The 4,027-nt window shown below is 52.3% G+C and carries 7 protein-coding genes; 5 read left to right on the forward strand and 2 right to left on the reverse strand.

Annotated features, from left to right (window positions below; translation table 11 throughout):
• Positions 1-98: histidine phosphatase family protein (locus AC1HCM_RS04730; protein WP_479460631.1), on the reverse strand; the 98-nt coding region annotated here is incomplete at its 3' end.
• 72 nt (positions 99-170) lie between these two features.
• Between AC1HCM_RS04730 and AC1HCM_RS04735 the strand changes: the two genes are divergently transcribed.
• On the forward strand, positions 171-554 hold the full coding sequence (locus AC1HCM_RS04735; RefSeq protein WP_479460625.1) for an HIRAN domain-containing protein: 384 nt from the start codon (positions 171-173) through the stop codon (positions 552-554).
• Here the strand turns inward: AC1HCM_RS04735 and AC1HCM_RS04740 are convergent.
• Positions 551-1,417: a zinc metalloprotease HtpX gene (locus AC1HCM_RS04740; RefSeq protein ID WP_479460626.1), complete on the reverse strand. Its 867-nt coding sequence runs from the start codon at positions 1,415-1,417 to the stop codon at positions 551-553. The genes AC1HCM_RS04735 and AC1HCM_RS04740 overlap by 4 nt on opposite strands.
• A 78-nt stretch (positions 1,418-1,495) precedes the next feature.
• Here AC1HCM_RS04740 and AC1HCM_RS04745 point away from each other — a divergent pair, with 78 nt between their 5' ends.
• The 4 genes from AC1HCM_RS04745 to AC1HCM_RS04760 form a co-directional block, all read left to right on the forward strand.
• Complete coding sequence (locus AC1HCM_RS04745) at positions 1,496-2,524, forward strand: PhoH family protein (RefSeq protein ID WP_479460627.1); 1,029 nt, start codon at positions 1,496-1,498, stop codon at positions 2,522-2,524.
• Positions 2,457-2,885: an rRNA maturation RNase YbeY gene (gene ybeY / locus AC1HCM_RS04750; protein WP_479460628.1), complete on the forward strand. Its 429-nt coding sequence runs from the start codon at positions 2,457-2,459 to the stop codon at positions 2,883-2,885. The genes AC1HCM_RS04745 and ybeY overlap by 68 nt, the downstream gene beginning before the upstream one ends.
• Positions 2,863-3,465: a TIGR00296 family protein gene (locus AC1HCM_RS04755; protein WP_479460629.1), complete on the forward strand. Its 603-nt coding sequence runs from the start codon at positions 2,863-2,865 to the stop codon at positions 3,463-3,465. The genes ybeY and AC1HCM_RS04755 overlap by 23 nt, the downstream gene beginning before the upstream one ends.
• A partial coding sequence (locus AC1HCM_RS04760) for an endonuclease V (protein WP_479460630.1) occupies positions 3,423-4,027 on the forward strand: 605 nt, incomplete at its 3' end. The genes AC1HCM_RS04755 and AC1HCM_RS04760, both read left to right, overlap by 43 nt.

The following is a 4,027-nucleotide window of genomic DNA, read 5'->3' on the forward strand; positions in this document are numbered from 1 at the left end:
CTCCCCCTCTGGGTCAGGTCCGGGTCAAGGAGTCCCTGATAGCGACCGATAGGATTCCATTGGCTTTCCGCATGTCTGACAACCACGAGCTTTAGCATCTGTAGGCTTCATATTTTATCACAGGGTAAATTTCACTCCCGCCGCTGAGCCAGGCTGTTATTCTTATAGTTATGATGAACAGAAGGGAGCTGTTAAGGCTCGGAGCGCTACTTCCTGTAGCTGGTCTTCAGGGACAGAGTATATCAACTAGAGAAATTCTCCTTCTTGAGACTGTCGTTGCAGGCTTCCAGTACTACGAAGGTCCCCGTATCTGGAATAGAATGAAGAGGGGAGACATCCTGGAGCTTAGAAGGGAAAGAGAAAACCCTTACGACCATAAGGCGGTGGAAGTGTATTGGAAAGGCATCAAACTTGGTTACGTACCAAGGGTGGACAACAGTGCGGTTTCCCAACTTCTTGACAGGGGAAGTACTTTAAAAGCGGTCGTTGATGAGCTCAGAGACTCGCCCAACCCCTGGGAGAGGATCAGGCTAAAGATATACATAGTACTCTAAGCTACCTGTCCCATCTTCCTGGCTATCTCCCTGAGCCTCGCTATCCTCTTTTCCGTTGAAGGGTGGGTTGAGAAGAGCTCCCAAAGATCCTCTCCCTTCAGGGGATTCTCAATAAAGAGATGGGCTGTGCCTTCGTTCACCCTTGCGGGCACATGAGTTACGTAATCGTGGATCTTCTGGAGAGCCCTTGCCAGAGAGAGGGGACATCCGCAGATATAAGCCCCCGTTTCGTCCGCAAGGTACTCCCTTGACCTTGATATAGCCATCTGTATGATGGCGGCTACTATAGGCGTTACTATTATCAGGAGTATGCTCCCCACAAGGGACAGGGGGTTGTTGTCCTCCTCGTCCCTTCCCCATCCAAATATGAGAGCCCACTGGAGCCAGTGGACGATCATTGATATCGCACCTGCGATGGTCGCAGCTATTGAGGCTATCAGCACGTCCCTGTTCTTTATGTGGGCAAGCTCGTGGGCTAATACTCCCTTTAGCTCCTCCTCATCAAGTATCTCAAGGATGCCCCTCGTCACCGCGACAGCGGCGTGTCCGGGACCCCTGCCGGTAGCAAAGGCGTTGGGCTGTTCCATCGGAACGAGGTATATGGGGGGCTTGGGTATGTTAGCCCTCCTTGAGAGCTCCTCAACTATGCGGTGAAGCCATGGAGCCTCCTCGTAGCTTATCTCCCTTGCTCCGTACATGGAGAGGACTATCTTGTCGGAGAACCAGTAGGACATGAAGTTCATCACAGCCGCTATCAGAAAGGCTATGACTACTCCCGTCTGTCCTCCTATCAGGTGTCCTATGAAGAGCAGAATCCCTGTCAGCAGACCGAGGAGAACAGCGGTCCTAAGCATATAACCCATGCCTTCACCTCCGGTGGGGTTGTAAATCTTTCTTCGGGCATATATATTTATCCTTAGCTTCATAAGAAGTCAAGAGGAATGGCAAGCAAGATAGCTTTAGAAGAGAGGATTGATTTAGAGAGATACGACGAGCGGTTCTACGCTATAGTGGGGAGGGCGGACGAGAACGTAAGGTACTTTACGAAGCTCTTTGATGTTCGCATAATCCCCCGTGGAACCGAGTTGATAATTAAGGGCGAGGACGAGAAGGTAAGGAAGTTCCTCTCCTTCCTGAGGGCTGTTATGCTCAGGCTTGAAAAGGAGAGGCTCACAGCCCGAGAGGTGAGGGAGTATGCCAAGAGCTTCCTGGAAGAGGCTGAAGGACACAGGGAGCTTCCAGAGGAGGAAGAGGAGATAATACTCGTTACCCACCGTAGAAGGGCTATAGTCCCAAAGACCGACACCCAGAGAAGGTACGTAAGAACCATAAAGGAGAACGACGTCACCTTCGGTGTTGGTCCAGCGGGAACGGGAAAGACCTACTTAGCCATGGCGATGGCTCTCGCCCACCTCAAGGAGCAGAAGGTAAACAAGATAATCCTTACGAGACCTGCTGTGGAAGCAGGAGAGAAGCTGGGATTTCTTCCCGGTACTATCGCCGAGAAGGTTGACCCCTACCTCAGGCCCCTCTACGATGCCCTCTACGACATGGTTGATTACGACAAGGCTATGTACATGCTTGAGAGAAACATAATTGAGATAGCTCCCTTAGCCTTCATGAGAGGTAGGACACTGAACGACGCCTTCATAATACTTGATGAGGCTCAGAACGCTACCCGAGAGCAGATGAAGATGTTCCTGACCCGTATAGGCTTTGGTTCAAAGGTCGTGGTCACCGGGGACATCACCCAGATAGACCTCCCCAAGAAGGAACACTCGGGCTTGGTTGAGGCTCTGAGGGTCTTAGAGGGCGTTCCGGGAATAGGCTTCGTATGGTTCTCCCAGGAGGACGTAGTCAGACACCCGATAGTTGCAAGGATAATAGAAGCCTACGAAGGGTATGAACGAGATAGAGATAGCTCTGAAGAGCAAGAGGCTGAAGAGGGACTGGCTCAAGAAGAGGGCTGAGCGAGTACTGGATATCCTCGGTATTGATAACTCCATCCTCAGCATACTCATCACCGATGACGTCCACATTCGGGAGCTCAACAGGGAGTACAGGAACAAAGACAGACCAACAGACGTTCTCTCCTTTCCCGATGGCACTTCTATAGCCGGAAAGGTTCTGCTGGGAGACGTGGTCATTTCGGTTGATACAGCCCAGAGGCAAGCTCAAAACCTCGGGCACAGCTTAGAGGAGGAGGTTGAGCGACTTCTCGTTCACGGTGTCATTCATCTCCTCGGTTATGACCATGAGCTGGGAGGAGAAGAGGAGAGGAAGTTTCAGGAGCTTGAGGAAAAGGTGAATGCTGAGCTTAGAAGAGGCTAAAGAACTTATAACCTTAGGGAGGGTCGCTGTCCAGAGCGTACTGCGGGGCAGAGAGCCCGTGGTCCCTTCCCAATTCCGGGAGAAGTTCTCCTCCAAGAGGGGTGTCTTCACAACCCTGCTGACCTTTCCCGAGAGGGAGCTGAGGGGGTGTATAGGCGTTCCCTACCCCCTTTACCCTCTGTGGCAGGCTGTCCTCTACTCCTCTATCAGTGCAGCTTTCAGAGACCCCCGCTTTCCTCCCCTGAGAGAGGAGGAGCTTGACAGGACAATCTGGGAGCTCTCAATCCTGACAGAGCCTGAGGAGGTGCCTCCGGAGGAGCTTCCCCACGCCGTCACGGTCGGTGTTGATGGACTGATAGTTGAGCTCGGTGATGCCAAGGGACTTCTTCTACCTCAGGTTCCTCTGAGGTACGGCTGGAACGCCGTTGAGTTTCTTGAAAACACCTGCCTGAAGGCAGGTCTCTCCAAAGACTGCTGGAGGGATCTTGGTGCTAAGATAAAAAGGTTTCAGAGTGAGGTCTTTGAGGAGGTTGAGCCTTGGGGAGAGGTGAAGAGGGTAGAGGCGCCCCACTGTCAGTAGAGGAGCTCAAACGCATCCAGATAAATTGTGCAAAGAAGGTTATCCAGAAGGACGACTACGAAAAGCTTGAGACTGTCGGAGGTATGGACCTCACCTTTGAGAAGATAGATGAGAACCCCACGAGGGCATGGGCAAGCCTCGTTGTCCTTGAGCTTGAAAGCCTGAAGCCCATATACAGCCACGTGGTTGAGGATGAGGTCAGCTTCCCCTACATACCCACCTTCCTCGCCTTCAGGGAGCTCCCCCTGCTTTTGAAGCTCTATAAAGAGGCGGAGCTAAAGCCAGACCTTTACTTCATAGACGGGCAGGGGATTGCCCACCCCCGGGGCTGTGGAATAGCCTCCCACTTCGGCGTTGAGACCGGGGAGGTTAGCGTGGGTGTTGCCAAAACGAGGCTCTTTGGCTACTATAAGGAGCCGGACGGAAGGAGAGGCTCATACTCTTACCTCAAGTACAGAGGTAGAATACTGGGTGCTGTGGTGAGAACTAAGGACAACGTCTCTCCCGTTTTCGTATCTGTGGGGCACAGGATAAGCCTGAAGACCTCCATAGAGCTCGTCCT

The sequence above is a fragment of the Hydrogenivirga sp. genome (assembly GCF_056450045.1).

Coding starts and splice junctions, on each gene's coding strand:
- AC1HCM_RS04735 (WP_479460625.1), top strand. CDS start 171: ATGATGAACAGAAGGGAGCTGTTAAGGCTCGGAGCGCTACTTCCTGTA.
- AC1HCM_RS04740 (WP_479460626.1), bottom strand. CDS start 1,417: ATGGGTTATATGCTTAGGACCGCTGTTCTCCTCGGTCTGCTGACAGGG.
- AC1HCM_RS04745 (WP_479460627.1), top strand. CDS start 1,496: ATGGCAAGCAAGATAGCTTTAGAAGAGAGGATTGATTTAGAGAGATAC.
- ybeY (WP_479460628.1), top strand. CDS start 2,457: ATGAACGAGATAGAGATAGCTCTGAAGAGCAAGAGGCTGAAGAGGGAC.
- AC1HCM_RS04755 (WP_479460629.1), top strand. CDS start 2,863: ATGCTGAGCTTAGAAGAGGCTAAAGAACTTATAACCTTAGGGAGGGTC.